The 25984-nt window shown below is 58.8% G+C and carries 13 protein-coding genes; 8 read left to right on the forward strand and 5 right to left on the reverse strand.

Annotation, left to right across the window (positions count from 1 at the left end):
* Positions 1–25 precede the first annotated feature (25 nt).
* The gene (locus tag ACSQ8V_RS25020; protein ID WP_436207492.1) at positions 26–1540 is read right to left on the reverse strand and encodes a basic amino acid/polyamine antiporter; all 1515 of its coding nucleotides are present in this window, start codon (positions 1538–1540) and stop codon (positions 26–28) included.
* Between the two features lie 205 nt (positions 1541–1745).
* On the opposite strand from ACSQ8V_RS25020, the gene ACSQ8V_RS25025 reads away from it, so the two are divergent.
* The 3 genes from ACSQ8V_RS25025 (at position 1746) to ACSQ8V_RS25035 (ending at position 6619) form a co-directional block, all read left to right on the forward strand.
* Positions 1746–3374, forward strand: coding sequence for an oleate hydratase (locus ACSQ8V_RS25025; protein WP_436207493.1), 1629 nt, complete (start codon positions 1746–1748; stop codon positions 3372–3374).
* 167 nt (positions 3375–3541) lie between these two features.
* The gene (locus ACSQ8V_RS25030) at positions 3542–4096 is read left to right on the forward strand and encodes a general stress protein (RefSeq protein WP_436184371.1); all 555 of its coding nucleotides are present in this window, start codon (positions 3542–3544) and stop codon (positions 4094–4096) included.
* An 84-nt stretch (positions 4097–4180) separates the two neighbouring features.
* A complete protein-coding gene (locus tag ACSQ8V_RS25035) occupies positions 4181–6619 on the forward strand; it encodes an HAD-IC family P-type ATPase (protein ID WP_436207494.1) in 2439 nt (812 codons plus the stop codon).
* 82 nt (positions 6620–6701) lie between these two features.
* Here the strand turns inward: ACSQ8V_RS25035 and ACSQ8V_RS25040 are convergent, their stop codons facing one another.
* The gene (locus ACSQ8V_RS25040; protein ID WP_436207495.1) at positions 6702–10478 is read right to left on the reverse strand and encodes a chemotaxis protein CheB; all 3777 of its coding nucleotides are present in this window, start codon (positions 10476–10478) and stop codon (positions 6702–6704) included.
* 241 nt (positions 10479–10719) lie between these two features.
* Positions 10720–12267 carry a methyl-accepting chemotaxis protein gene (locus ACSQ8V_RS25045; RefSeq protein ID WP_436207496.1) on the reverse strand — a complete coding sequence of 516 codons (1548 nt, stop codon included), beginning with the start codon at positions 12265–12267 and terminating at the stop codon, positions 10720–10722.
* An 868-nt stretch (positions 12268–13135) separates the two neighbouring features.
* Between ACSQ8V_RS25045 and nadC the strand changes: the two genes are divergently transcribed.
* The 3 genes from nadC (at position 13136) to ACSQ8V_RS25060 (ending at position 17310) form a co-directional block, all read left to right on the forward strand.
* Positions 13136–13972, forward strand: coding sequence for a carboxylating nicotinate-nucleotide diphosphorylase (nadC, locus tag ACSQ8V_RS25050; RefSeq protein ID WP_436184375.1), 837 nt, complete (start codon positions 13136–13138; stop codon positions 13970–13972).
* Between the two features lie 7 nt (positions 13973–13979).
* Entirely contained in the window at positions 13980–15785 is a 1806-nt protein-coding gene (phnN, locus tag ACSQ8V_RS25055; protein WP_436207497.1) for a phosphonate metabolism protein/1,5-bisphosphokinase (PRPP-forming) PhnN, read from the forward strand.
* A gap of 148 nt (positions 15786–15933) precedes the next feature.
* Positions 15934–17310 (forward strand): MFS transporter, encoded by a 1377-nt coding sequence (locus tag ACSQ8V_RS25060; RefSeq protein ID WP_436208003.1) that lies wholly within the window; start codon positions 15934–15936, stop codon positions 17308–17310.
* A gap of 93 nt (positions 17311–17403) precedes the next feature.
* Here the strand turns inward: ACSQ8V_RS25060 and ACSQ8V_RS25065 are convergent, their stop codons facing one another.
* On the reverse strand, positions 17404–18882 hold the full coding sequence (locus tag ACSQ8V_RS25065; RefSeq protein WP_436207498.1) for an HD domain-containing phosphohydrolase: 1479 nt from the start codon (positions 18880–18882) through the stop codon (positions 17404–17406).
* A gap of 156 nt (positions 18883–19038) precedes the next feature.
* Between ACSQ8V_RS25065 and ACSQ8V_RS25070 the strand changes: the two genes are divergently transcribed.
* On the forward strand, positions 19039–19830 hold the full coding sequence (locus tag ACSQ8V_RS25070) for an alpha/beta fold hydrolase (RefSeq protein ID WP_213765347.1): 792 nt from the start codon (positions 19039–19041) through the stop codon (positions 19828–19830).
* A 547-nt stretch (positions 19831–20377) separates the two neighbouring features.
* On the opposite strand, the gene ACSQ8V_RS25075 is transcribed toward ACSQ8V_RS25070, so the two are convergent.
* Positions 20378–20530, reverse strand: coding sequence for an IS3 family transposase (locus ACSQ8V_RS25075; protein WP_436208004.1), 153 nt, complete (start codon positions 20528–20530; stop codon positions 20378–20380).
* A gap of 317 nt (positions 20531–20847) precedes the next feature.
* Between ACSQ8V_RS25075 and ACSQ8V_RS25080 the strand changes: the two genes are divergently transcribed.
* Positions 20848–25959, forward strand: coding sequence for an autotransporter outer membrane beta-barrel domain-containing protein (locus tag ACSQ8V_RS25080; protein WP_436207499.1), 5112 nt, complete (start codon positions 20848–20850; stop codon positions 25957–25959).
* Positions 25960–25984: the final 25 nt, after the last annotated feature.

The following is a 25984-nucleotide window of genomic DNA, read 5'->3' on the forward strand; positions in this document are numbered from 1 at the left end:
GAATCGTATCGAGTCGTTCGCGACCTCAACTGATCTTCACCATGCCCCGGCTGAACAAGACGACAGCCACACCTGCCACTATGACCAGCACGCCCGCGACCGATGCCTCACGTCCCGTGAACACCCGCTCGCCGGCCGCATGTTCGCGCCGTGCCCACCAGAAAACGGGAAAGCCGAGTGCAAAGAGAATGGTGGACATCAGGAGGAACTGCAGTCCCGCGGCATAGACGAGCCAGAGGGAATAGACCGTCGCAAGCACGCCGGTCCAGATCGATTCTTTCGAGGTCTCGCCGGTGGTCGGTGCGAACTTCGACTGCGTCGCGAAGCGCCACAGGAAAACGGTGCTGGCCAGATACGGCGGCAGAATCATGATTCCGGTGATCGAGATCAGCCACATCCAGGCGTCGTTGGCGAACAGCACCACGAAGATCACGAGCTGCATGACCGCACTCGATACCCATAGCGACGGCGCGGCGGCATGGTGACGGTTTTCTTCAGCGAGAAACTTCGGGAATACACCGTCTTTCGCGCCTTCGAACGGCAACTCTGCGACAAGGATGGTCCAGGCAAGCCAGCAGCTCAAAAGCGACACGAGCAGCGAGACGACGATAAACACCGCGCCCCAGTCGCCCACCGCCGCCTTCAGCACATAAGCTGCCGACGGTGAAGCGAGCCCCGCCAGCTGCGCCTGATGCATCACGCCGAACGGCAGCGCCGACAACAGGAAATAGAGGATCGTGCAGACCGTCAGGCCGAGAAAAGTCGCGATCCCCACTTGCGAGGTTTTGCTGGCGCGGTCCGACACCACCACCGCACCCTCGATGCCGATGAACACCCATAAGGTAACCAGCATGGTGCTCTTGACTTGCGCGAGGAGGCTGCCCAAATGCTCCTGGGCGCCCCAGAAGTCGTAGGAGAACATGCCGCCCTTGATCGCCACCGCCATCGCACACAAGGCCACTGTGATGGTGCCAATATTCAAGACACTCGATATCACGCTCAGGACTGCTGCACGCTTTACGCCATAGAGCACGACAAAATGCATGACCCAGATCAGCAGCGACGCGCCGACAATCGACGGCCAGGTGTTACCCGCTGCGAACACAGGAAAGAAATAGCCGACCGTCTTCATGATCAGCACGGCGAATGCAACGTTGCCGAAAGCGGCGGACAGCCAGTAGCCCCAGGCCATCTCGAAGCCCGCTAAGGAGCCGAAGCCTTCTTTCGCATACGAGTAGATGCCCGCCTTCAGATCGGGGCGTTTATCGGCTAGCGTGCGGAACGTATTCGACAGAAATAACATGCCGACAAGCGTGATCATCCATGCAATCACGATTGCCGCCAGTCCTGCGCCCTGGGCCATGTTCTGCGGCAGATTGAAGGCACCGCCGCCAATCATCGAGGCGATCACAACACCCGTGAGAAGCGGCAAGCTGAGCTTGCGGCTACCGGGCTGGGTGGTGGGCTGAATGGCGGATTGACCAACGACCGCATCGGCGGAAACGGGCTTGAGCGGCAAACTGCTGTGCGTCTGGTCCATGAGGCGTTTTCTCCCTGCTGCTTGTGTGCCGTCGGTGTTGCGTCTGTGCGCCCTTGCAAGGCTTTTCGACGTTTGACCTGATTCAGCATAGGGACTGCATGGCCCCGCTCGTTGATCTGTATCAACCCCGGTTTAAGTGGGAAGGCTACCTTGCAAAGCAGTGCTTTCGTGCCCATCGCTTAACAAATCCAACCCGGGTGATCCCATGCAACGTGCAGATACGGATACGGATACGGATACGGACCCTGCCATGCCGTTCTCCTCCGAAGACAGCAAGTTTTATCTGGTGGGAGGCGGCATTGCATCGCTGGCCGCGGCCGCCTTCCTGATTCGCGATGCCGATGTTCCGGGCCGCAATATCACGGTACTCGAAGCGCTTGGCGTAGCAGGCGGAAGTCTGGACGCAGCGGGCTCGGCCCAGGACGGTTATGTCCTGCGCGGCGGCCGCATGTTCGAGAGCAAGTACGTGTGTACGTTTGACCTGTTCTCATCGATCCCTACGCTCGATGAAAGCAAGACCGTCACGCAGGAAATCGTGGACTGGAATGAAACGATGAAGACGGCGTCGAAATCTCGCCTGGTACGCGACGGTCATCGAATCGACAAGCCCGAGTTCGGGCTCACTGAAAGAGACATCCTCACGCTCGAACGCCTTGCGATCGAACCAGAGCACATGCTCGGCCGCAGCCGCATAGCGGACCACTTCGCCCCGGCCTTCTTCAAGACCCACTTCTGGCTGATGTGGTGCACGACCTTCGCGTTCCAGCCATGGCATAGCGCGGTTGAATTCAAGCGCTACCTGCTGCGCTTCGTGCACATGGTGTCGGGGTTCAACCAGTTGCACGGAATCATGCGCACGGTTTACAACCAATACGACTCGATGGTCCGGCCGCTGAGAAAATGGCTCGACGAGCGCGGCGTCCAGTTCCAGTTCGGCACGCGTGTGAGCGATCTGGTGCTCAACGAAGCCAACGGTGAAACGCGCGTGGAGGGAATCGTCTGCGAGCGCGAGGGGCGTAGCGTTTCAATCCCGGTCGGGCCGCGCGATGCGGTGATTGTCACGCTGGGTTCAATGACCGAAGGCTCGACCCTCGGCGGTATGGATCGCGCGGCCGTGCTGGACGGCAGCAGCGCCGGCACCTGTTCCTGGGCACTCTGGAACAGAATTGCGCTGAACCGCCCCGCTTTCGGCCGCCCGAACGTGTTCACTGATCACGTCGATGAATCGAAGTGGCTGTCGTTCACGACCACCTTGCATGATCCTGCGTTCTTCAACCTGGTCCGGGATTTCACTGGCAATGTCCCTGGTGAAGGTGGGCTCATCACCTTCGCGGATTCGAACTGGCTCATGTCGATCGTCCTGCCGCATCAACCGCATTTCATCGGCCAGCCGAGCGACGTGCAGGTGTTCTGGGGATACGGCCTCTATATCGATCGCCCCGGCGACTTCGTGAAGAAACCGATGGCCGAGTGCACTGGCCGCGAGATCATGACCGAGGTACTAGGGCATCTGCGCGCTGGCAACGCGGCTTCTGTTCTCGACCACGCCGTGTGCATCCCCTGCCTGATGCCCTTCATTACCAGTCAGTTCATGCCGCGCGAACACGGCGACCGGCCGGAAGTCGTGCCGCAGGGATCGGTGAATCTGGCTTTTACCGGCCAGTTTTGCGAATTGCCGGATGACGTTGTCTTCACCGTGGAGTATTCGATTCGCTCGGCGCAGGCAGCGGTCTATCGCCTGCTTGACATCGCGCGGACGCCGCCGGCCGTCTACCAGGGCAAGTTCGATCCGCGCGTCCTGTTCAAGGCGTTCGAGGCCCTTCACGACCTGTAGAGATCAGCCAACGCGTTTATCACCGTACCGCGCACGGCACGCACTGAGTAGTTTCCGAGCCTGCGCATGCACGGACTATGTAGGTACCATCGAAACACACTGGCGCAGAAGGGTTTGCACCCGCGAACCTTTTTGCGCCTTGTTCAACGCGTTAAAAGGAGAAGCAAATGACCGGCAACGACGTTCTGATCGCCACGTTCAATGACCACACCGAAGCCGATGCGGCTGTCCGAAAGCTCATTGAAAACGGCTTCGACATGAAACATTTCAGTGTGGTCGGCAAGGGCTATCACACTGAAGAAAAAGTGGTCGGTTTCTACAATACCGGCGACCGCATGAAGATATGGGGCAAGTACGGTGCGTTCTGGGGAGCGCTATGGGGCGCCCTGTTCGGCGGCGTCTTCCTGACGTTGCCGATCATCGGGCCGGTCGTCGTAGTCGGCTATCTTGCGTCCATCGTGGTATCCGCTCTCGAAGGCGCGGTGGTGGTAGGCGGTGTCAGTGCCCTGGGCGCCGCGCTCTTCAACGCGGGCGTTCCGAAGGATCACGTGATCCATTACGAGACCGCGCTCCAGGCCAATGGATTTATTGTCATGGCGAACGGCCCGGCCGAAGAAATGGCGCGCGCCCGTGCAATCCTGCAAGCGCATCAGCCTGCACGGTTGGACCTTCACGAAGGCGCTGCACCTGCCAACGAAGCGCCGGCCACGGCAGCCCTCTGATCTAACTCGACCGCGTAATTCGATCCGCATCGGCACGCCGACCTGACATAGTCCGCATTCGCTCGCGGACGCTTGGAGCATCTAATGATTCAGTCGTCGACCAACTCGCAAGCCGGCGACAATTCCGGTCTTTCGGGAGAACATGACTTAAGCGCAGTGGTCGACGACCACGGCCCGGTCCCGCCGCCCGGCCCCGAGGACCATGCCATCGCCGCCTTGCCATCCGGCCTCACGACTGAGGAGGCCGAGCATCGTCTGAAGACCGAAGGCGCGAATGCGATTGCCGATGTTCGCCAGAGTCCCCTCTGGATGGCGGCCAAGAAATTATGGGCACCTGTCCCCTGGATGCTTGAAGTCGCCATTATTTTTCAAGTGGCGCTGAAAGACTATGTTGGCGCGAGCATCGTCCTGTTGCTCCTGCTGTTCAACGCGGGTCTTGGGCTCTTTCAGGAGAGTCAGGCTCAGGCGACGGTCGACGCGCTCCGCTCGCGTCTTGCGTTGCTGGCCGCAGTCCGTCGTGACGGCAAATGGAAGACCGTGCCCGCTGCCGGCCTGGTGACTAACGATATCGTCAAGCTTTCGCTCGGGACGGTTGTCCCAGCCGACGTCGATCTGATCGACGGCTCCGTGTTGCTGGACCAGTCGATGCTGACCGGCGAGTCGGTGGCAATCGAATCGGGCGCGGGTGCTCATGCGTTCGCGGGCGCACTCGTGCGACGTGGCGAAGCCCTTGGAAAGGTGGTCGCAACAGGCGAACGCACCAAGTTTGGACGGACAGCGGAACTCGTTCGCACCGCCACGGCGGAGAGCTCGCAACAGAAAACCGTATTGCGAGTCGTGCGTAACCTTGTACTGTTCAACGGAGCCGTGACTGTTCTGCTGGGCGTGTATTCGTTCTTCGTCTCCATGCCGATCAGTGAGATGGTGCCTCTGCTTCTGGTCGCGATCCTGTCTTCAATTCCTGTGGCGTTGCCGTCGATGTTCACCTTGGCCGCGGCTGTCGGCGCCCGGTCTCTCGCGAGCAGGGGTGTTCTGTCGACGCGCCTCTCGGCAGTCGACGAAGCAGCCGGTATCGACGTTCTCTGCTCCGATAAAACCGGTACCCTGACGTGCAACGAACTTGCGGTCGTATCGATCAGCCCGATGCCGCCATTCGACGAAGCTCACCTGCTTGCGCTCGCCGCGCTGGCGAGCTCGGACGGTGGCCAGGACGCGGTCGACGCCGCCATTCGCGGCGCGTCCTCAGCCAAGCCGATCCCGGACGCGCCGGCGTTGGTCAAGTTCGTGCCGTTCGATCCGGCCTTGAAGCGCTCCGAGGCTACGCTGCGCACGCCGGACGGCGCGTCGTTGCACGTTGTAAAGGGAGCCTTTGCGACCATCAATTCGTTGACGCCCTCTTGTGCGGCCGCCGCAACGGAAGCGGAGAAACTTGAGGCGAAGGGATTACGGGTGTTGGCCGTGGCCTCGGGCCCACCCGGAGCCCTCGTCATGGCTGGAATAATCGGGCTCAGCGACCCGCCGCGCGACGACTCTGCCGCGCTGATCACTCAGCTCGGCGGGCTCGGTGTGAGAACGGTCATGGTGACGGGCGACGCTCGCAAGACTGCCGAAACCGTCGCTGCCCTGGTCGGCATTTCCGGGAAAACCTGGGCCACCACACCGTTGCCCGAAGACATCGATGCAGAGTCCTACTCGATCTACACAGGTGTCCTGCCAGAGGACAAATACCAGCTCGTCAAAGTGCTGCAGAAGCACGGCCATATCGTCGGGATGTGCGGCGACGGAGCGAACGACGCGCCGGCGCTGCGCCAGGCGCAAATGGGTATCGCGGTGTTGAGCGCCACCGACGTGGCGAAGTCGGCGGCAGGCGTCGTGCTGACCGAGGCGGGTCTGGGTGGCATCGTCGCCCTGGTTGAGGAAGGCCGCACCACCTTCCAGCGCATCCTGACCTATACGTTACGCTCGATCATCCACAAGATCGTGCAGGTCCTGTTTCTCGCGGCCGGCCTGCTCATGACCGGTCACGCGATACTGACGCCCGCACTCATGGTGCTCATGATGGTGACGGGCGACTTTCTCGCCATGTCGTCATCCACCGATAATGTGCGGCCCTCGCCGCGCCCGAACATCTGGCATATACGCAACCTGACGCTGGCGGGCATTGCAATGGGCATGATCGATCTGCTCTTCTGCGTAGGAACGCTCGCGACCGGCAAGTTCGTACTGGGCCTTGATACCGACGCCCTGCGAACCGTTGCCGTCGTCACGTTGGTATTCAGCGGACAGGCCGTGTTTTATGTCGCACGGGAACGGCAGCGTATGTGGAGCTCCGCGCCCGGACGATGGCTGGTCGCGTCCTCGGTCGCAGACGTGGCGATCATTACGGCGCTTGCGTCAAATGGACTGCTCATGACGGCGTTGCCGCTGCAGCTCATTGCCGGCGTGTTAGGCGCCGCAGTCGTGCTGGCGGTCGTTCTGGATAGCGCAAAGATTGTGCTCTTTCGCCGCTTGGCGGTTACTTGAACGCAGGCAAGTCCATTATGACGTCCGTTCCCTTGCTTCAACACGCTCACCACTAGCGCGCCAGGAGCCGCATGGCGGCTACTCAGCGACCGCGCCTATCACGGCACAACGCGACCAGGGCGCTCAACTGGCTGAGGTCGGCCGGCTTGATCAGGTGGTGGTCGAAACCCGCTTGCGTAGCTCGCTGAAGATGCTCCTCCTCACCGTACCCGCTATGGGCAATCAGCAAGGTGTCGTGTTGACCCGGCATCGAACGTATCCGGCGAGCGACCTCGTAGCCATCCATTTCAGGCAGGCCGATATCGAGCAACACCACCTCAGGTTTGAATTGTTCGACACAGAGAAGCGCGGATGGACCGTCGCGCGCGGTCTGCACCTCGTGTCCGTCGATCCTTAGCAAAGCAGCGCTGCTCTCCAGCGCATCAAGGTTGTCGTCCACCACAAGCACGCGCATCGCGCCGAGCGACGGTGCGCAATGAAGCGCCACATGCACCGGCTCCTCAGCCACCGTGCCGCGCGGCATGGCGGGCAGGCGCACCACGAACTTGCTGCCCCGGTCGGGCCCTTCGCTGTATGCGCGCACGTCGCCGCCATGCAATCCGACCAGACGATGCACCAGCGCGAGGCCAAGACCGAGACCCGCGGCCTTGCGATCCAGCGAGCGTTCGGCCTGCACAAAGATATCGAAGATGGTCGGAATGAGTTCGGCCGTCATGCCAATGCCGCTGTCGACCACGGTCAGGACCGCGTCGTCGAGATAGCGCTCAATCGAAATCCGGATATGACCGCCGTGCGGCGTGTATTTGATCGCGTTACCCAACAGGTTGGTCACGACCTGTTCGACCCGCATCGCGTCACCGTTGATGGGTAGCACACCGGTTGGAAAAGCCAATGTGATTTCATGCGTATAAGCCTCGAATTCCGGACGCATCGCTTCAATAGCTCGACGCGCCGTCTCGACGAGATCAATCGGCTCGGTCTTGAGAATGATGATGCCCCGCGTGATTCGCGACACATCCAGCAGATCCTCGACCAGACGGATCTCGTGGTCGAGTTGCCGCTGTGCGCCCAAGCGGGCAATCTTCTGCATTTCCTTGTCAGCGCTGTCCCGCTCCCAGACCTGCAGGCCGTTGCGAATGGCTGCGAGCGGATTGCGCAACTCATGCGCGAGCATGGCGAGGAACTCGTCTTTTTGTTGATCCGCCGATTGCAAGCGGCCGAATGCCTGGTGCTGCTGGGTTACATCGGAGATGGTAAGCAGGATCAACGCCTGCGCGGGCCATGCAATGCGCATGGCGCTGAGTTGCATCGTCCGTAGCCCGATGCCCGGGAATTCGTGCGTGATCTGATAGTCGCGAACGCTGGTCCTTTGCGGCACGAGTTCCTCGAGCAGCTCACGCAGCGCAGGAATATTCCACTGCTCATTACCCAGGTCATACAGCTTCGTGCCGATGGTCTTGTCGGGCGATGTCTGGAAGGTCTGGTAAAACGCGCGGTTCGCCAAAGTGATCTTGAGGTCCGCCTCGAGCACGAGCAACGGTTCGGACATGGTCTCGACAATCGCTTGCGAGAAGTCGCGCGCGCGTTCGACCTCGTCGTTCGCGGTCTTCAGCTCATGATTACGATATCGCAGCTCGTCATTGGTCGTCGTCAACTCTTCGTTGACGGACTGCAGCTCTTCCTTGGCGGTCTCGAGTTCTTCGTTGGTGCTCTGGAATTCCTCATTGCTCGACAGCAGTTCCTCTTCGCTTGCCCGCAGGTCCTCCCGTGCTCGCTCATGTTCCTCGAGTATTGCCAGTAAATGCCGGTGGCTGCCCTCGAGTTCGGCGTCCAGCCTCGCGATTTCAAGGTCTTTCTCGCTTTGGGCTTCGCGCTCGGGCTGCCCCTTGACTTGCCGCAAAGCCTGCGCCACAAAGTTTGTCAGCGGTGCGCGCCCCGGCTTGGGCGATAGTCTTACGCCTTCGGCAGGCGCTTCGAAGAAGATCAGATACCAACGTCCCGGCACGCCGGCGATCTGTACCGGATGCACCTCGAGCGTCACGCTTGCAGCGGTGTTCAAACGCAGACTCGCCTTGCGGATAACGGTGGCCTCGCGGCGCGCCCGTCTGACTGCCTCGTCGATCGCGAGGAAAATTTCCGGCCGTGCGAGCCGTTTGAGACTGCTGCTGGGCGGTCCGTTCGGATTGGCCAGATACGCCGAGGTATCGCCGCGAAACTCGAGAACATTCAGTTCATCGTCGCATAGCACGCTCGGCGGCGTGTACCGTTCCAAAGTCATGCGGTTGACCTCGTTACGCAGCAACTCGACACGCGTCGGAACCTCGCGACCGCCGTTCGAGGGTCTGATGGAAACAAACGATTGCGGCATCACCGTCGACGCAGGCAGGCCCATCCTCGGACGTCCGGGACTGGGGTTCTTGCTATAGAGCTTGCTCGACACGCTGGGAATCACGCTGAATAGCTCAGACGACGCACCCACCGATTCCGACGGTCCCAGCATAAGTACGCCATCGGGCGCCAGCGCGTAATGAAACAGAGGCATGACTGTCCGCTGCAGCACGGGATCCAGGTAGATCAGCAGGTTGCGGCAGCTGATCAGGTCGATCCTCGAAAACGGCGGATCGGTCGCCACGTTGTGGCGGGCGAACGTGCAGAGGCTCCTGACCGACTTGCTGACACAGTAGTGGTCACCATCGCGCACAAAGAACCGCTCAAGCCGCTCGGGAGACACATTGCGTGCGATGTTCTCGATATAGCGGCCCGCGCGTGCGGTTTCCAGCGCATCGACGCTGACATCGGAACCGAAGACCTGAATCTTGGTATCGGCGAGACGATCGCCCAGATACTCCACGAGGCAGATGGCGATCGAGTACGCCTCCTCTCCACTCGCGCAACCAGGTACCCAGATGCGGATGCCTGACGGTGCATCATGGTCGCTGATCAGGCGCGGAAAGACGGTTCGGAGCAGGTCGTCGAAGGTTGCCGGATCGCGGAAAAATTCGGTCACGCGAATCAGCAGGTCACGGCCCAGTGCGAGCGTTTCAGCGGCATCGGACCCGAGCAGGGCAACATAGTCCGAGACCGAGGTCATTTCGCGCAATGCCATCCGGCGCGATAACCTGCGTTGGACCGTGCCGCGCTTGTAGTAGGTGAAGTCGATGTTGCAGGCGTTGCGCAACAGGCGAAACAGAGGGCGCAGGCTCTGGTCCCCGGGGTCCGTTGCCGGCCCCATGGATTCGAGCTCGTCCAGTGCGCGGCTGGAAAAGCGCCCGACGCGCGCGATTTCGCGTGCGATCTCACGCGGTGCAAGCACGCTGTCGACACAACCGAGTCCCATGGCCGCGAGCGGCATGCTGCTGTGGCGCGCCGACGCCGTGTCCTGTGCGAACGTAATGCCGCCCCCGCCTTGAATAGCCTGTAGGCCGAGCGCGCCATCCGAGCCGTTACCGGAAAGAATCACGCCGATCGCATTGACGCCCAGGTCGCTCGCGAGCGAATCGAACAGGTCGTCGATCGGCATGGGCGGCCCCAGGGTCTCTCCCCGCGGTTGCAGCCTGATACGGTGCTGCGCGATCGACATGCTCTTGTTGGGCGGGATCACGTAGACATGGTCTGTTTCAATGGCCATGCCGTCGGTCGCTTCAATGACCGGCATTGAAGTGTGTTTCGACAGGATCTCCGGAAGCAGGCTGGGCCGAAACGGTGCGAGATGCTGGACGACCAGGAAGGCCATTCCGCAGGACGGCGCGATGGCACCGAGCAACTCCGAGATGGCCTCGAGTCCGCCTGCGGAAGCGCCAATTCCCACCACCGTGAAAGATTGAATGGTTGCTTCGTCTGCTGTAGCACGAGTTGTCACTGCTGCTCCTGTGACGAAGTGCGGTCGAATTCCATTCGCCGGCTCTTGCCGCGTGACAAGGAGCGAAAAACGAAGCTGGCCATCCAACGTAATTTTTTTGAAGGGCGAAGAAGCTGATCCGGCGATTCACAGGGCGTGAACCGCCGCAAAGCGAAGACTGGCTGGCCGTTCCCCAATTATGCACCAGTCTGCTTAACCGGGCGCTTATGGGGCCATTGTTTATGGAGCGCGGAGGATAAACTCAGTCGACCTGAAAAGCAGCCACGCTCTCCACAAGTCCATGAGCTTGCTCGCGCATTGACACTGCAGCCGCTGCCGCCTGCTCCACAAGCGCCGCGTTTCGTTGCGTTACTTCGTCCATCTGGGTAACGGCCCGATTGACTTGTTCGATCCCGTCGCTTTGCTCCTCGGAGGCCGACGCGATCTCCTTCATGATCGCGGTGACCCGTTGAACGGAAACCAGTATCTCTTTCATGCACTGGCCGGCGCTATCGACGAGCGTGGCGCCGCTCTGAACGCGACCATTCGAATGCTCGATCAATCTCTTGATGTCTTTGGAGGCGGTCGATGAACGCTGCGCGAGATTTCGGACTTCAGATGCAACAACCGCGAATCCTCTGCCGTGTTCACCGGCCCGCGCGGCCTCGACAGCCGCGTTGAGTGCGAGGATATTGGTTTGGAACGCGATCCCTTCGATCATCCCAAGAATCTCCCCAATCTGTTTCGTACTGCTGGTGATCTCATCCATGGTCGCGACGACTTCCGAAACGACGTCATTACCGCGATTCGCGATGGAAAAGGCATCGCCGGCGAGCACCGAAGCTTGTCGCGCGTTGTCGGCATTCTGTCTCACCGCCGACGTAAGCTCCTCCATGCTTGCAGCAGTTTCCTCCAACGACGCGGCCTGCTCCTCGGTTCTTTTTGACAGGTCGGCGTTGCCCGACGATATCTCATCTGTTGACGTTCCAATGGAATTCGCCGCGCCGATAATCGCGACCACCGCCTGACGCAGTTGCGCCTGCATCTCTTGAAGCTTGAACAGAAGGCTGCCTCGATCGCCGGCTTGCAGGTCTATGTGCTGCGCGAGGTTACCCCCTGCTGTAGCGCCCACGACCTGCGCTGCATACTCCGGCGAGCCACCTAGCGAACGGTTTAGCCTCCGGTTCACAAGGTACACAACACCAGACAGCATGGCCGCGATGATGGCGACGAGCACGACCAACTGGCGCAGCGATGCGTTGAATGCCTCGTCAATGTCATCCAGGTAGGCACCCGTCACGAACGACCAATCCCAGGGTTTAAAGGTAGCGATGTGGCTGCGCTTTCGGACGGGTTCTTTCGAACCGAGCCGGGGGGTAGCATAGTCAACGAACCCATCGCCAGACCCCTTCGCAATCGCAGCCATCGCGCGGTACACGTACTTCCCGTTGGAATCCTGATAGTCACCAAAGTACTTGCCCTCGGTTTCCGGCTTGGAAGGGTTCATGACGGCATGACAATCTGAATCGACGATGGATACGTACCCGTCGGCGCCGTAACGGATCGCTCGCAATTGCGCGAGTGCCTGCTTCTTCGCTTCAGGCGTCGACAAGGTTCCGTCAGCGGCCAGCGCCGCATAACGGCGCGTGATGCTCATTGCTATATCTCCGGCGTCCTTCAACGAATGCTGTCTTTCTTCCAGACGGACCTCGCGAGTCTGGTAAGCCCCGAAACCCGCCACGGAGATCAGGCAAATCAGGGAGAGCGCCAAAGGAATCCACAACTGTTGCTGAAATGTAAGGCGTTTCATGAGGTCTTTATAGAGTCGTGTACTAAGCGTTGTACGGCACGAAACCCGGATACTTGATAGTTCCCGCCGAGTTCTTCGATGTTTTTCAGATTCCCGCCTTGCTGCAGAGCGCGCTTCACTCCCTCCATGTCCTGCGCTCGCCAACAGTCTGTTGTCCAGGTTGGTTGAATAAAGTCATATCGAGTGTACACATTGAATTTTTCCTGAAGAAGATCATTTCCATGCGTGCGACTTCAAATGGGGTATTCCCTTAAATGAGGCATTTAATAAGGGTTTTCACCAAACTAAAGCACACATGCACCAACAAAAATATACTTAGATATCTTGCCAAATTATAATGTGAACACTAGACTTTCAGAAATCAAACGCAACCTGATGCCGCGCTTCGGAGGAGTCGACCAGATGACAAAGACCTTGCGTATCGGGCAGATCCTTCCGCCGCTGTTACGGCCTGCCCATGCTGCGCGAATGGAACCTCGAACGCCTGGCGCCGGGCGCGTTGCTCGCCGGTCCTTACTGATAGCTATCGACACAAACGCGACACCGGATCAGGCAAGCTTTGAGTTCGTCACGGCCGCCGCCGTCTGTTCAACCTGCCCAGTGTCCGGGCCGGGCATAGCTTTTGAGCGTGGACGTTGTAATTGCAGGCGGAAACGACAGGTACATCAACGCCAGCAAGACTGACTGACCACGCTGTCATGTTTGCGTTTTAAATCTTATCTATTTCGTAGTCCGATATTTTTTGTGATCGATTTAAGGGGCATCCCTTTCCGACGCTTTTGTCGATCAAAAAAGAAAAAGCCGTGAGTCCTGACGCCCGGACCGATACAGCAGCAACAATTGTTTTTTCATACACTAGGAGATGGACATGTACGACGTATTTCAAACGGATCGCCTGATTGACACGTGGCTGACCGAGGACATTGGGTATTGTGACCTCACCGCACAGGTCATGATTGAAGCGAACGAAACGGGAGCATTCTTCATGAATGCACGCGAGGATTTGATCGTGGCGGGTATCGACGTCGCAGCACGGGTGTTCAAGCGCTACGATTCAACGCTCGACGTAGTCGTACGCGTCAAGGACGGTGACCACGTAAAGAAAGGGGCTGTGCTTCTTGACGTACGGGGAAATGCGCGAAGCGTACTGACCGCCGAGCGAACGGCGCTTAACATCCTGCAGCGTATGTCGGGTATTGCCAACCTCACCGCGGAGTATGTCAAGGCCGTCGCGGGAACGCGCGCACGATTGATCGACACACGCAAGACCACACCCGGTTTGCGCATGCTGGAGAAGCATGCGGTGACCTGCGGCGGGGGCCTGAACCACCGCCTCGGGCTTGATAACGGCGTGATGATTAAAGACAATCACATTGCGGTTTGCGGCGGAATCATGAAGGCTGTGCAACGTGCGCGCCGCCAATTGCCGGTGTTGACGAAGCTCGAAGTGGAATGCGACCGCATCGAGCAAGTCGAGGAAGCGCTGGAAGCCGGCGTTGACGTGATCATGCTCGACAACATGTCCGTCGAGGAAATGACGAAGGCCGTGAAGCTGGTCAATGGCCGTACGAAGCTTGAAGCGTCTGGCGGTATCAGCCTCGCAACCATCGGGGAAATATCGAAAACGGGCGTCGACTATATCTCCACGAGCAAGATAAACCAGGCTTCGGTGTGCGTTGACATCGGTCTGGACGAGGCGGAGTAACAACCTCATGTCCGACGGAATTTTCTTTTTTGTGGTCGGCCCGAGTGGCGCCGGCAAAGACTCTCTCATTGACGGCGCGCGTGAAGTTCTCAGCGATTTCGTCTTTGCGCGTCGGGTGGTCACCCGGCCTCACGGCTCGCCGGGTGAAGATCACGAAGCGCTTAATGAAACCGAGTTCGCGCGTCTCGACTGCCAAGGAGAATTCCTTATTACCTGGTCGGCACACGGACTGAGGTACGGGTTGCGTCGTGATCTCCTCAATGCACTTTCGCAGGGGCATCACGTCATCGCGAATGGGTCACGAGCAATGATCGACGTGCTTTCAACTCGCGTGCCGCGGCTGGTGGTAGTCGAAGTGAGCGCGCCCGCTTCCGTGCTCGCCGCAAGAATTCTTGCGCGAGGCAGGGAAACCCCAGAGGAGGTTTTAAAACGCGTAGCGCGTCAGGTCGAACCAACCTCTGCTGACGTTGAAACATTGAAGGTATTAAATGACGGAACGCTTGAGCAGGGGATAGAACGTTTCGTCGCAGCGCTTGGCCGTGCCACGCAACCTGCTCCGCCCAGCATGCGCGCCCTGAAGGCAAAGATCGCAGGCGAAGCACTGAACGAAGCTCAATATAGCGCTGTGCTCGACGACATTCTTGCACTGCGTTATTCGGACCGGGATATCAACGCGTTCCTTTTACACGCGTCGCAAAACCTGTCTGACGCCGAAGTGCTCGCGTTGGCAAAGGTGCGTTGCAAGCTGACGCCGCGCATCGTTTGGGACGAGCCAATGCTCGTTGACAAGCATTCAATGGGAGGCGTCCCGGGTAGCCGGATCACCTTGATCGTAGTCCCTATTGTGGCGGCGTTTGGGCTTGCAATGCCAAAGACGTCATCAAGAGCAATCACCTCTGCCGCAGGTACTGCCGACGCAATGGAAACGGTCGCACGTGTCGATCTCACCAGCGCAGAGGTACGTCGTTGCGTCAGTGAAGCGCGCGCTTGTATTGCATGGAACGGACGGTTGAATCACTCGTTGATTGACGATCGGATCAATGCATTTACCCGACCACTGGGCCTCGATTCAAACCGCTGGTCCGTTGCATCGATTCTATCCAAGAAGTGGTCGGCAGGATCCACGCACGTCATCATCGATCTTCCTTACGGTCCGCACGCCAAGCTGAAGGACGAACTCGAAGCACGCGCGTTAGGTGAGCTTTTCGAGTATGTCGCAGCGGGCCTGGGGTTGCACGTCAAGGCCATGGTCACCGATGGCAGCAGCCCGATCGGGCGTGGCATCGGACCTGCGCTCGAGGTACGGGACGTCAAGCTGGTGCTGGACAACGACCCCGATGCACCCGCCGACCTGCGCGAAAAAGCCCTCCGTTTCGCGGCAGAGATTCTTGCTTGGGCACCGGCCGTAGGCACCGTTTCCAAGGGCCGGCAGATCGCGGAGTCGCTGCTTTCTTCCGGCCAGGCCCGAAGTGCATTCGAGCGCATTGTCGATAGCCAGGGCCGGCGAGTACCGCCGGTTTTGCCGGCCAGGTTTGCACAAACGGTTGTGGCGCAGCAGGGCGGCGTCGTCTCCAGCATTGATGGCTGGGCCATCGCGGGAATTGCGCGAACAGCCGGCGCTCCGACGGATCTGGGCGCCGGCGTAGATCTCCTTGCCGCAGTGGGTCAGTACGTCGAGCCCGGGGACGGACTATTTCGTATCTACGGCGCTGACGAAGGGCTTGTCTCGGCAGCAGCTTTGTTGGCCCAAACAACGTGCACGCATGACATCTGCGTTGACAGCATGAATAGCGCGCCCCTTCCCTCCGCTTGAGGCATGACGACCGGAAGGCGATTGGGGAAGCGATTGGGGAAGCGATTGGGGAAGAGATTGAAAAGCGATTGAAAAGCAATTGGCAAGACCGCATCGGTAGCAGTGATTCCATAACAGCGCGTGGTTAATTATCCTTGGAGCAGTGAGAATGCCAAAAAGAAACGGCAATTTGCGGTGGGGGATTGTTTCGTTGCTGATCGCTCCCATCACCTTCGTCATGACGCTGGACCGCGCCGCGATGACGATCGCCGCCCCCACGATCCAGAAAGAGCTCGGACTGTCACTTGTCGAGATGTCAGTGATCCTGACTATCTATTTCTGGACGTACGCATTGGGACAGATCCCTGCCGGAAGGCTGGCCGAGCGTCATGGGTCGAGGAAGGTCCTGTTTGGAACGAGCGCTCTTTGGTCCTTGATGATGATAGTGACGCCGTTCGGCGTGGGCTTTAACTGGCTGGTTGGCTGCCGCGCTCTGCTCGGAGGTGCACAATCCGCTGACTGGTCAAGCGGTGTGCTCGCGGTGAAACGCTGGTTCCCCAAGAATGAACGCGCGAAGGGTAACTCCTTTCTCCTGGCGGGGCTCTATCTTGGACCCATCATTTCCGCGCCACTTACTGCCTGGATGATCTTGCAGTTCGGCTGGCACTCCGTCTTTTATGTGTTCGGTGCAATAGGCCTCGTATTGGGAATCGCGTGGTGGTTCGGTTATCGCGATGTGCCCGCGCGGCATCCCCTGATTACCGCTGAGGAGGCAACCTATATTGCTGCGGGACAGTCGGAACCGGAGGCTGTCGCCAAAGGGTTATTTCTGAAGTGTCTCCGGCATCCGCGGTTCTGGCTTTTCGGTATCCAGTACTTTTTGTTGGTCCTGATCCAGAGTTTCTACACGACCTGGCTACCAACCTATCTCATGCGCGCACGTGGACTCTCGCTTAAGTCCATGGGGTTTGCGGCGTCGCTTCCATGGATCGCCGTGTTCGTGGCGGTGTTCGTGGCGGGGATCGTATGCGACAAAATATTGAAGCGTACTCAATCGGTCTGGGCCGCTCGCGCTCCGGTCGCCATGGTGGGATTTCTTGTTAGCGCTGTCGCCCTCTGCCTGGCTTCCTATGCGGTCAATATTGCGGCTGTCGTTGGTTTCCTGTGCTTATCATTCGCTGCGGTGGGTTTTGTGCAAGTCGTCGTCTGGTCGGCGGCCCAGGATCTGGCGCGGGATTTTACCGGCGTGATGTCTGGCTGGACTAATCTGTGGGGAGCCGCATCGAACGTCGCGGGACCCGTTACCGTCGCTTTCATGGTGAAGCTCACCGGTAACTGGGGTAGCGCCTTGATAGTCATCGCACTGGCGGCCGCGTTAGGCACGGTGCTCTGGTTGTTTGTGCATCCTGAGAAGCCGCTGTTTGACACCCAGCAAGTCCCGGTTGCAGAGCCGTCTAAAGAGCGCGTCCAGCAGGTGGCAGGCAACAGCGACTTGACCCGTGATGTGACTTCAGATGATTTGACTTCGGATGAAGTGCGGCCCTGATGTCTGTTGCCCCCGGGTTGCAAGTCAGCTGCTTCCCGGGGCGATACTCGTTGACCGGCGCCGACGTCAGCGCGGTCGAATGAATCGCTTACGTCAAATCAAATTAAGCGTCGACGCCTTCAAGGTAGCCGCCGCACGCGTCGAGCAATCGAGCTTGCGGAACACGCTTTCGACGTGCGTGCGCACCGTACTGGGACTTAGCTCAAGCGCCTTTGCCACCTCCTTGTTACTGGCGCCCAGGCTAATGTGACGAAGCACCTCCGATTCCCGAGGCGACAGAAGCGGTGCCTGGGCCGAGCGGGGTTTACTGCAAATTACGCCGCCGTCATACGCGTCATATTCATTCGAGATTAGCGCACTGACAATATCGGCATTGAATCGCCCTGCCAACGCCTGCTCGCGGAGCAAGGTTGCGGCATCTTCAGCGGAGTATGCCTCCCGCCAGGGACGCTTCGAGCGCAACGCGACCCAGGCGGCGGCCGCACCGAGCACCTGGCCTTCACGCGCAATGCCACCGCCTTCTGCGCCCCGGAAATAGCCTGAACCGTCCAGCCGCTCATAGGCAAGCGAAGCAATCTCCGATTCGCGAGCGAGGGCACCGATCTGCTTGCCCGCGCGCGCGGTCCAGTAGGGGACCAGCCGCACTTTCTCCCAGGCTCCCGTGGGCAAACGGCCCGGTGTGTTCCATATCGAATTGGGCACCGCCGCGCGTCCCATGCCGTGAATCAAGCCTGCGAGATACACGCGGCGCTGTGTCTCCTCGTCAAGGCCCAGGCGCGCGCAGCAAGCCGCCGACGCGTTCGCCACGCGTCGTGAATAGCCCGCCATCCAGGGCAGCTTCAGGTCGATCACGTCAGCAATGATTTCTGGCGCGCTCGTTTGCTGCATCGGTTGAGTATTCAAGGGTTCATCGCGCACCGACGTACTCCACTGGTCAAGCTCGTTCAGCCATTTTGGCGCGCGAGATAATGCCAGTTGCGCAAGCACTTGCGGATACTGATGACCGGCCTTCCGGGTTATCAGTACCTTTGCCTGCTCCATCCCGTAGACTCGGCTGAAAATCTCGATATCGCCAGCCAACGCGACGAGAAATACGGCATCGGGCACGTTGCCGCCCTGCGTCTGATGCGGGAAACCGCAGCCATCCCAACTTTCGAAAATGTGCCGCAGCGCCACCTGGGTTGCTCCGGTCAGCCCGAGCATGCGCGCGACTTCGCCCGATACCTCGCAGTGAATCTGCGCCAGCGGCGTAATGGCCGCACCGAGCCGTCCCGATGATTCGTCGCCGGCCCATCCGGGCCGCATCGCAAGCATGTCCGCCCTGCTGCCGACGTCGTCGCCCAGCCACTCCGAGAAACCCGCTGCGTTTGCCGTGCAGCCCGACCACCGCAGCAGCGACACCTCCATGGCAACACCGCACTGCGTCTCGTCGTGGCCGGCGTCGGCGGCGAGCCGTCCCGCAAGCCAGCCGGTACGCATCGAATGATCGGTTGGCTGCCCCATGCTGAGGTCGCCGATAAACGCAAGCGCCTTGATGGCGTCCAGCACCCGGATAGCAGAGTCGTCTTGCATCAGTTTCGCCTCATTTTTCTCTTTTCGCTTAGTGCGCTCGTTGGATCAGCGCAGGCTCGGTCATTTGACCGATACAAGAGATCGCCCAATCAGCGCATTCTCCAATCCGCACACTGATTTCCTTCCTAACCCGATTTATTCAAGAGGATTCACATTATGAACACCCTGCTCAAAAAATGCCTGGCCGCTTCGCTGCTGCTTGGAGGGCTGTTGTCGCTTACCGCGTTCACCCCAGCCAGCGCCGCGTCTTCATCTGATGACCTGAAGGGCAAAAACGTGGTGCTGGTGCACGGCGCGTTCGCCGATGGATCGAGTTGGGATAAGGTTATCCCGATTCTTCAGGCAAAAGGCTTGCACGTGGTGGCGGTGCAAAATTCGCTCAGGTCGCTCGATGACGATGCAGCGGCGACGAAGCGGGTGATCGAACAACAGGACGGCCCCGTCATACTGGTCGGCCATTCCTGGGCCGGTTCAGTCATTACGCAAGCCGGCAATGACGACAAGGTGAAAGCGCTGGTGTACGTTGCCGCTTTTGCGCCCGACAAGGACCAGTCGATCAACGACATCTTGAAGGGGAAACCGGCGCCATCGTGGGCGTCCGCGCTGCAGAAAGATTCCGCCGGATACCTGACACTTTCTACCGATGCAATCATTCACGACTTCGCCCAGGATCTGCCTGTTGCACAAGCCCGTCTCGTAGCGGCGACTCAAGGTCCCTGGTTCGCCGGTTGCACCGACGATAAGGTGTCGGAGGCTGCGTGGCATAACAAGCCATCGTGGTTCGTATTGACGGAAAAGGACCGCATGATTCCGCCGGCTTTGCAGGCCGCAATGGCGCAGCAGATCGGTGCGACTGTTGTCAAGGTTGATGCGAGCCATGTCGCGATGCTGTCAAAGCCAGCGGAGGTTGCTGCGGCGATTATTGCTGCGGCGCGGGCGGTGCAGTAAGTTGGTGTGGGAGGGTTTTGGGGTAGTGGTCGGGGTCTATGCCGGGTTGGTGCTTTCGGCCGTGGTGGTCTGCAAGAGTCGGATATTCTCTTTATCACTATTAGCCACTGTGCGTGGCGGCACGTCATTTCTTTGTCCAAAGCGACAAAGAAACGAAGCAAAGAAAACGCTTTCAAAACGCGCTACCCTAAGTGTCCACAGCGTGCAGTTTCTATTCATAGGTGCCCCAAAAGCACGGTGCTCGCCAGAGCCACCGATGTGTGAAACCCTCCTTCTCCGAACACGGATACCCACACGCTTCGCCACCAGTGATTGAACCTGCAGAAGGTTCACCCCGCGCTATCCGCGTAAGACCTCCCTCCAAATTTGTATCCATGTCGAACTTCACCGCTCCCCGGAAACAGGAGCGGTGAAGTTCCCTCGATATTTCGTCTTCCAGGAAGTGGATTTTATGCAACCCGCTCCTCCTGATTTTGTTCGCTGATCCGGCGGTCGAGATACTGAATTGGTGAGCTTTAGTCCAAGCGTCAAATGCAGCCGTTTTCGATTATCCCGTAAGAGGACTTCCTTCGGGAGCGTAAAAGACTTCAATATAGTCAAAACTCGCCGCCTTTATTTCGGCATGCGTGGCGTAACGCATGCCATCAAATCGCTCGTTTTTGAAACTGTTAAACCAGATTTCAGTAGGGCGTTGACAAATTTATGCAAAAACTGGCAACTGTTTCATGCGAGCTAACGGCAATGCTCATTGCCTCGCCTTTCTTGTCATGATGCAGTACATTTGAAAAACTATTTTTTCTTGAAGGTAGGCCAGCCTGACTGTTTGCGCTTGACTTAACACTCTATGACCAGCGGCACGAGGTAGGTTTTATTTCGCATAACGAATAAATATGTTTCCGTGGAAAAGCGCTGAAATATAAAAATACTTACTTTCCCTGATTGCTTCGTAGTGCCGGAATATTCTGAACGGTGGCCGCTTTGATCTATGAAGGTGTAGTGGTTTTACATGGGGCGGAAATGAAAAAAACGAATTCCTCAAGAAAAATATTAGTTCTTCGGTTACGTTATCCATTGATAAAAGCGGCGATCAAAGCGCTGCTTATCGGAGTTCCGTTTGTATTAGGCTCAACTGCCTCAAGAAGTCTCTACGCCACCACCATCAATAGTTCAACCAATCCTGTTGTCTTACAAACGCTCGACCCCACCACCGCTATCTTCGTTGCACCAGTAACAACCACGGTCACCGTTAGCGGCACCGCCATTTCCGGTGATACTTCGAAAGACTGGCAATTGACCAACAACGGCTCGATTACAGCAAACGGTAATGGCAATACGGCGGGGATTTTGCTCAGCTCGGCTACGGTCAATGCAGCCCTGATAGATAACTTCGGCACCATCAAAGGTGCCGGTCCGAACTCGGCTGGCATCTTTCTGCCGAATGGCGGTACGGTTACCAACCACAACGGAGCGAATATTGGCTCTGCGGGCTTTTATGGCATCTCTTACAGTGGAGGCCCTGCCACTGCATTGATCAACGTGGTAAACGATGGCGCTATTTCTGGCTCTTCAGGTGGGTTGGTACTTGCTGGCGGGTCTGTCACGCAAAGTGCCACCGGGACCATTAGTAGCACCAGCGGCGTTGGTATTTTGAATAACAGCGGGTCAATCACCATTAACAATGCCGGCGCTATCAGCGGCTCTGCCTATGGTGCACTGTTACGCGGTACAGGGGTCGAGACCCTGGTGAATAGCGGCACCATTTCAGGCGGCAGCAGCGGCGTCGCACTGCAAAGCAGCGGAGGAGGAACGCTGACCAATTCCGGAACGATTACCGGTACAGGCGGCACTGCCATCAGTATTAGTGGTAGTAACACCCAGGTTATTTTGCAAACCGGCAGCGTGTTGAACGGCGCGGTTACCAGCACAGGCGCGGGCAACACGCTCGTGTTACAAGGCAATGGTACCGCGAGCAACGCGTTTAGCGGCTTTACCACCGTCTCTGCCCTGAACAGTGGCACCTGGACATTGAGCGGTAACGTGGGAACAACGGCCCCCAGTGCAGCGGCGTTAAACGTGCAAAACGGTACGCTGGTCATTACGGGTCAAGTGACGAATGCCGGGGCGGGAGCCGGGTCGAGCATTTCAAGCGGCGGCACGTTACAGATTGGTAACGGCGGCACCACGGGTAGTGTCAGTGGCAATGTGCTGGTCGATAGCAGCGGTCAATTGCGTTTTAACCGTTCCGATAACCTGACTTATGGCAACGTTATCAGTGGTTCCGGCGGCCTTACCCAAGCCGGATCTGGCACATTGATCCTGACTGGCAACAACACCTATACGGGTGTCACCACATTGAATGGGGCGCTGCAAATCGGCAATGGTGGTACCAGCGGCAGTATTACTGGAGACGTGAGCAATCAAGGTCAAAGCCTGACCTTTAATCGTTCAGACACGCTAGTTTACGGCGGAGCGATCTCCGGGACAGGACGGCTAATACAATCCGGTACCGGCACGCTTATCGTGACTGGCAACAGCGCCTATTCAGGCTCTTTGGCAATAACTTCAGGTACATTGCAAATAGGCAATGGCGGCACCAGCGGTAGCGTCACCCCTTCAGGCGGTGTCGGCAATAGTGGCATTCTGGCCTTTGATCGCTCGGATGCATTGAGCTTTGGTAGCAGCATCAGCGGTACAGGGTCACTGAAGCAAAATGGCAGTGGCACCACAACCCTCACCGGCAACAATACCTACACCGGTGGCACTACGATCAGCGCAGGCGCCTTGCAACTGGGCAATGGTGGCACCGCCGGTTCGATTCTCGGCAATATCACCAACAACGCAGCGTTAGCGTTTAACCGCTCGGATGCGGTGACTTATGCGGGCGTAGTCAGCGGCATCGGTTCGCTCACGCAAGCCGGCACCGGCACCACCACCCTCACCGGCAACAATACCTACACCGGCGGCACCACCGTCAACGCTGGTACGCTTCAACTGACCGGCACCGGCACTATCGGCAGTGGTGCAATCAATATCGCCAGTGCCGGCATGCTCGCTTTAAACCCCGTCAGTGGCAACTACGCGTTCAATAACGCGCTTACCGGCAGTGGCTTGCTCGCCGTCTCGCTTGGCAGCGCCACCAATACGTTCGACTTCGGCACTGGCGCGGGCAGCACCTTTACCGGCAATGTCACGCTGAATCAAAGCACCTTTAATCTCTCTGCCAATAACACCGCCGCTCTCACGAACGCCACCCTGCAACTGAATGCTGGCAACACCACGACAGTGGGCGCGGGCGTGCAAACCATTGGCAACCTGACGCTTAACGGTAATACGCTCGCCTTCGCAAACCTGCTCTCCGGCACCATCAGCACCGGCGCACTCACTTTAAATAGCGGCACCGTGCGCGTCGATCCGGGCATTGCGGTCGACCCCACCGGGAACCTGCTCACGCAAGACGATGGCGCCAATACGCAATTGATTAGCGCAACCGGCGTCACCGGCAATACTGCTGGGTTCACGCTCACCGATCTGGCGGGCAACCCGCTCACCACCTCGGCCGGGAACATTACCCAGGGCGGCAACACAGTTGCCGTCGGCACTTACAGTTTTATGCTCAGTACCGGCGCCAACACTGGCCTGTATGCGGGTTACGGCCTTAGCCAGCTTGCTTTGCAAGCCGGCCAGACCCTCACGCTCGCTGGCGACACGGCCACTCCCGCCGGGGGCGCCGACATGAAGGCGCAGATCACCGGCAGCGGCAATCTCGCAATCGATGCCACAAACAGCATCACCCTGGTCAATGCCGCCAATGACTACACCGGCACCACCACTGTTAGCGGCGGCACGCTGGTGCTTGGCAGCGACAACGCACTGGGCAACACGTCCTTACTCGCGCTCAATGCGGGCACGACGGCTGATATCAATGGCAAGACGCAGACGATCGGCGCGCTCGGTGGCGCAGGCACGCTTAACATCGATGCCGGTAATCTGACGATTAACACTGGCGGCGTCTTCAGTGGCGCCATCAGCGGCAGCAGTGGCGCATTGAATGCGAACGGTGGCACGCTGATTCTCACCGGTGACAATACTTTTACCGGTGGCACGACGATCAGCGCCGGGACCTTGCAGATTGGCAATGGTGGAACCACGGGCAGCTATGTTGGTGACATCACGGACAACGCAGCACTCACGTTTAACCGCAGTGATACTACGACCTATGCCGGAGTGGTCAGCGGCACCGGTTCAGTGACCCAAGCGGGCAATGGCACGACTATCCTGACCGGCGCCAACACCTACACCGGTGGCACCACTATCAGCGCCGGTACCCTGCAACTGGGCAACGGCGGCACCACCGGCTCAGTCTCGGGCGACATCACCGATAACGCCGCCTTGGTCTTCAATCGTTCGGATAGCTTATTTTTCGATTCCGTCATCAGCGGCACCGGATCAGTCACCCAGGACGGCACCGGAAAACTGGTCTTCAACGGCATCCAGACTTACAGTGGCAATACCAACATCAATACTGGCACGCTCGCCATCGGCGACGCTGCGCACACCAACGCCAATTTAGCGGGGAGCGGTCTGGTCACGGTCGGCGCAGCGGGTGCGCTGGGCGGCTATGGCACGGTCACCGGATCGGTGATTAATGATGGTTTGATTGGCGTAGGCAATGCGCTGCCCGCTTTCGCCAATGGCCCCGATGCGAGCTTTACGGTTGCCGGCAACCTCGACAATCACGGCATCGTGACGATGGCTAATGGCACAGCGGGGAACCGCATGACTGTTGGAGGCACGTATACCTCCAACGGCGGCAAGCTGCTGATCGATACTGTGTTGAACGAAGGCGGCGCCGCATCGAACTCCGATTTGCTGGTTACTGGCGCCACTGCCGTCGGTGCCAAGGGCGCCACGCAACTCGCCGTGAACAATATCGGCGGTGCCGGAGCGGCGGGCGTCGATAACGGCATCATGGTGGTTCAGGTTCAGGATCCCACGCACTCGGCCGCTGGCGCGTTCATGCTGAGTGGACGGGTAGTGGCAGGTCCGTATGAATATCAGCTCTTTCAGGGTGGTGAGCAAAGTGCGGACGGCAACTGGTATCTGCGCTCCGAAGCTCCCACGCCGCCTACGCCACCAACACCCCCAACACCTCCAACGCCCCCTAGCCCACCGCAACCGCTCTTCCGCCCCGAAGTGGCCGCTTATCTGGCGAACCAGCATGTGGCCGGGGAAATGTTCGTGCATAGTCTGGATGATCGCGCGAGCGGAACCTCGTCAAGCGCGGTCAACGGCGATGGCTCAGGTCGCCCCGGTTCGGTCTGGCTGCACATGGAGGGGCGTAACGAAGGCAGCGATAGCAGTGACGGCACCTTCCACGTAAACACCGATTCGTTCCTGATGCAAGGCGGTGCGGAAGTCGCCCAGAAAAAGCTCACACCCGGCGCTGATCTGCTGCATCTCGGGCTGATGGCAACTTACGAGACCGCCCAAAGCAACGCAGAAGCCGCTGGCAACCCGGCGACTGCGCGCGGCAACGTCGCGGGCTATAGCGTTGGCGCCTATGCCACCTGGTATCAGAACGATGAAAGTCGGCTTGGCGTTTATGCTGATACGTCGTTGCAATACGGCTGGTTTAACAATAGCGTTTCAGGCGAAGACTTGCCCACGGTGAATTACAACGCGCGCGGCTGGGCGATCTCGGGTGAGTTGGGTTATGCGTTTACGCCGCTCAACAACTGGGTGCTCGAACCCCAAGGCCAGTTGATCTACGTCGACTATCAGGAAGACTCACTGACCGAGCCCAATGGCACGCATGTGAATGGCGCCGATTCCAGCGGTGTGATTACCCGGCTTGGACTGCGGCTGCAACGCACCTTCCAGCGCAGCGCCAACAAGAAAATGCAGTTCTACGCCACGGCGAACTGGTGGCACACGAGTACCGATAGCTCGATCTCGTTTAATCAGATACCGGCAGGTAGTCTTTATCCAGCGAATCGCTATGAGGTAAAGCTCGGGCTCAATGGCGATCTTGGCAAGGACTGGAGCGCCTGGAGCAACGTGAGTGGCGCATGGGGCGCGCAGAATTATCACGCGTATGTCGTGCGCGCAGGGGTCAAGTATGCGTGGTGATAAGGGCGGCTTATATAACTCGCAG

It is taken from the genome of Caballeronia sp. LjRoot31, assembly GCF_964253885.1.
Lineage (GTDB): Bacteria > Pseudomonadota > Gammaproteobacteria > Burkholderiales > Burkholderiaceae > Caballeronia.